This window comes from Catenulispora pinisilvae (assembly GCF_015356865.1).
Lineage (GTDB): Bacteria > Actinomycetota > Actinomycetes > Streptomycetales > Catenulisporaceae > Catenulispora > Catenulispora pinisilvae.
On sequence record NZ_JAAFZA010000457.1, the window covers coordinates 1 to 2,894 of the forward strand.

7 protein-coding genes are annotated in these 2,894 nt (G+C 64.2%); 2 read left to right on the forward strand and 5 right to left on the reverse strand.

Annotated features, from left to right (window positions below; translation table 11 throughout):
• Window positions 1-86 precede the first annotated feature (86 nt).
• The 3 genes from IZR01_RS48795 to IZR01_RS54870 form a co-directional block, all read right to left on the reverse strand.
• Window positions 87-515, reverse strand: a complete 429-nt coding sequence (locus IZR01_RS48795; protein WP_194927848.1) for a hypothetical protein — start codon at window positions 513-515, stop codon at window positions 87-89.
• A 4-nt stretch (window positions 516-519) separates the two neighbouring features.
• A complete protein-coding gene (locus IZR01_RS48800; RefSeq protein ID WP_194927849.1) occupies window positions 520-834 on the reverse strand; it encodes a hypothetical protein in 315 nt (104 codons plus the stop codon).
• A 207-nt stretch (window positions 835-1,041) separates the two neighbouring features.
• Window positions 1,042-1,128, reverse strand: coding sequence for a hypothetical protein (locus IZR01_RS54870; protein ID WP_438939732.1), 87 nt, complete (start codon window positions 1,126-1,128; stop codon window positions 1,042-1,044).
• Between IZR01_RS54870 and IZR01_RS54875 the strand changes: the two genes are divergently transcribed.
• A complete protein-coding gene (locus tag IZR01_RS54875) occupies window positions 1,105-1,227 on the forward strand; it encodes a hypothetical protein (protein ID WP_267255015.1) in 123 nt (40 codons plus the stop codon). The genes IZR01_RS54870 and IZR01_RS54875 overlap by 24 nt on opposite strands.
• Before the next feature lie 81 nt (window positions 1,228-1,308).
• Window positions 1,309-1,809, forward strand: a complete 501-nt coding sequence (locus IZR01_RS48810; RefSeq protein WP_194927850.1) for a transposase family protein — start codon at window positions 1,309-1,311, stop codon at window positions 1,807-1,809.
• A gap of 7 nt (window positions 1,810-1,816) precedes the next feature.
• Here the strand turns inward: IZR01_RS48810 and IZR01_RS48815 are convergent, their stop codons facing one another.
• Window positions 1,817-2,158: a hypothetical protein gene (locus IZR01_RS48815; protein ID WP_194927851.1), complete on the reverse strand. Its 342-nt coding sequence runs from the start codon at window positions 2,156-2,158 to the stop codon at window positions 1,817-1,819.
• A gap of 41 nt (window positions 2,159-2,199) precedes the next feature.
• The coding region (locus IZR01_RS48820) for a hypothetical protein (RefSeq protein WP_228561434.1) at window positions 2,200-2,894 on the reverse strand (695 nt) is incomplete at its 5' end.

A 2,894-nucleotide genomic window follows, 5' to 3' on the forward strand; every position in this document is an offset into this window, starting at 1 on the left:
CCACGAACGTCTGCCCAGGACAGGATGGTGACCGAAGCTGATGGCCGATAAGGTTCGTCTACGGATGCGTTTTCAGTACGCACACGTTAATCGATGTTGGCGACAGTGACCACAGAAGCCGTTTCTTCCGTCCGCCCTTCGTCCTGCTCGATGTCCGGCACCCGAAACGCGAACAGAGACGGATCCCCCAGCTCTCGTACCGCCTCCCGCCACTGCGGGATCCCCGATACGAGAAACCCCGTGAACCCCTGCGTTTCCAGCAGGAACAGACTTCCGGCGTCAGCTTCGATCCCGAACCTTCGGCAGGCGGCCTCGTGCTCGTCCCCTGCCGCCCGGGCGATTCGCAGCCCCTGCATCCGCGGCTTGATCATAAGAGCTTCCACATGCCACGCGCAGATCTCGATCCGGGTGGTCGAGTTGTCCACCCAGCTGGGATTGCTCCGCAACATCAGGGCGTCATGGGAATGGCCCAGGCTCCACACTTGGAAATATCGGTCGGATTCGAACGCCACCATATTCTCACATCCCAGGTGGGACACGAAGTCCCGCATCTTTTCGCAGCTGAATCCAGTCCGGCTCGTGCTTAAGCATATCAGCGGTCACGTCCCGGCCTCGGAAATAGAACCGGAAGGAGCTCCAGGCCCGACCGTCCGGGTCGTCGCCGAACTTGTGCAAATACACAGACTTGGCGATCTCTGTCACCTCCCAGGCCGTTCCCATCTCGTTCGATGGGTCCGCGACAGCCTGCAGTCCATTCCTTTGGATGAAACCGGAGCCGCGCAGGAACGCCGCGCGGAAGGCATCCTCAGGTGTTTCTCCGCCAAGCCCGTCCAAGACCAGTGTCACCTTCGGCGTCTGATTCGGCCCTGTAGGGTTCCAAAACCGGTCGCGCGTGCTGACCTGGCGGTTCAGCAACCGGTTCGCAGGGTGTTCATGAGGCCCTGTGGTACCCGTTGAGGAGTGCTCCGAGGACGGGCTCGCGGCGTATTCGGCCGGCGGGGAACGGGATGACGTTCGGCTCGTCGGCCGGAGCCCGAAGGTCTAGGCCCGGTGGGGTCTGGCGGTGTTGTAGTGCCGCGCGTAGCGGTGAAGGAAGGTCCGCAGGTGGCGTTGCCCGAAGATCAACATGCGGTCGGTGCATTCGGTCCGGGCGGTCAGTACGAATCGTTCGGCGTAGGCTGTGGTGGTCAGAAACTCGGTTCTGGCAAGATTTTCGTGAAGCCGTGACACTCCGTCATCGAAGTGCCATCGTCTCCACTGTGTGACGAATTGCTGGAAGTTGTGTTCCCGTGCCTGGGGACGGTGCTGGTGGAGCACGTCGAGGTCGTGGGTGGGACCGTTCGGGTCAGTGCCCGTACCCGCGATGGTGTCGTGCTGCCGTGTCCCAGTTGCGATGCTTCATCAGGACGCGTTCACAGCCGTTACCGACGACGCATCGCCGACACTGCCGTCGGTGGCCGTCCGGTCGTCATCGACTTGTCGGTCCGGCGCCTGTTCTGCGAATCGGACCTGTGCTCCCGGCGGACGTTCGTCGAGCAGGTCGACGGACTGACCATCCGTTACGGACGGTATACGCCGCTGTTGTTGGGCGTGTTGCAGGCGGTGGGTCTGGCGCTGGCTGGACGGGCCGGAGCGCGGCTGCTCGTGGTGCTGCACGCGGTGGTCAGTCGGGTGACGCTGCTCTCGCTGGTCATGGTGCTTCCCGATCCGGCGCCGGTGACGCCGCGGGTGCTGGGTGTGGATGATTTCGCGTTGCGCCGTGGTCATGTCTACGGAACGGTTCGAAGCCCGCGGGTTCACCGAAACTGAAGCTCATTCAGCGGGAACCCGAGGGTTCGTCGCGGTCTGCAGGCGAGGAAGGACCCGTGGGTTCGGGGATAACCGCGAGGTCGGGGAGGTCGGGAACGGTTCGGCCGATGCGGTGCTCTTCACTGTCGACTTCCGCCATGAAGCGGCGAAGGACAGTCAGGGGAAGCTCGCCTTGGCCGAGGATCACTCGGACGGGGAGCGTGAAGTTCTCGTCGGGGATAAGCGCGACGGCGAGCATGGCGCCGTTGGGGCCGAGCTTTGTCAGTTCCAGGCTCCAGGCGTCGTTGGGCAGCGAATACATGACCTGGAACTCGTAGAGGTCGTCGTCGTGCTGCCAGAATTGGTGCATGCGCTGATCATTACATCGCCACCAGCGTGTTCGCGACGGGGTTACTGCTGGTCGGTGGTGCGCTCTGCCGGGCTTTCCAGGATCTGTCGTGCGGCCCAGGCGTAGCGGATGGCGGTGATGTCGCCGATGCCGAACATCTCGGCGAGGTGGAGCGGGTCGGGGCCCGAAGTGAGGGCTTCGTCGAGTTGGCGGTCGACGCGTAGCCGCTCCAGGCCGACCCCTGTGCCCACGAATGACTTGGTGAGCCATAGGCGGCTGCCCGATCCCGTCCCAAGTGCTGTGACCCGGTTGATCAGCAGGTGGGGGTTGCCGGTGCGGGGCCACTGCGTCCGGCGGTAGTCGAGCCATTCGATAAGGAGGCCGTAGGTGAGATCGTCGATCGGCCGGGTGTGTCCGGCGACGGTCAGCCGCCGGTTGCCCAGGTCGACGGCGTCGAGTTGCAGGTCGCAGATGGCCTTGGGGCCGGCGGCGTGGACCGCGGCCAGGGCGACCGCGAGGCGTTGAGCCGGATGCGCGGCGGCGGCGATGGCCGTACCGATCTCGCCGGGGTCCAGCGGCAAAATGACGCCGTACTCGAGCCTGCCGGTCTTGAGAGGGCGGAAAGCGACCGTCTGTCCGGTTCGTCGTTGGCTTTGGGTTGGGCTCCTGTGCAGGAGGTTTCGGTAGTTTCGTAGGGTTCTGTCATCGCGCTTTTCGGTGACAGCCAGCGGATTCGGCACTGCGGCCGCCCGTCGCG

Bases quoted from the DNA above. Each gene is read 5' to 3' on its own strand.
- IZR01_RS54870 (WP_438939732.1), bottom strand. From the start codon at position 1,128: ATGTTGATCTTCGGGCAACGCCACCTGCGGACCTTCCTTCACCGCTAC.
- IZR01_RS48815 (WP_194927851.1), bottom strand. From the start codon at position 2,158: ATGCACCAATTCTGGCAGCACGACGACGACCTCTACGAGTTCCAGGTC.
- IZR01_RS48795 (WP_194927848.1), bottom strand. From the start codon at position 515: ATGGTGGCGTTCGAATCCGACCGATATTTCCAAGTGTGGAGCCTGGGC.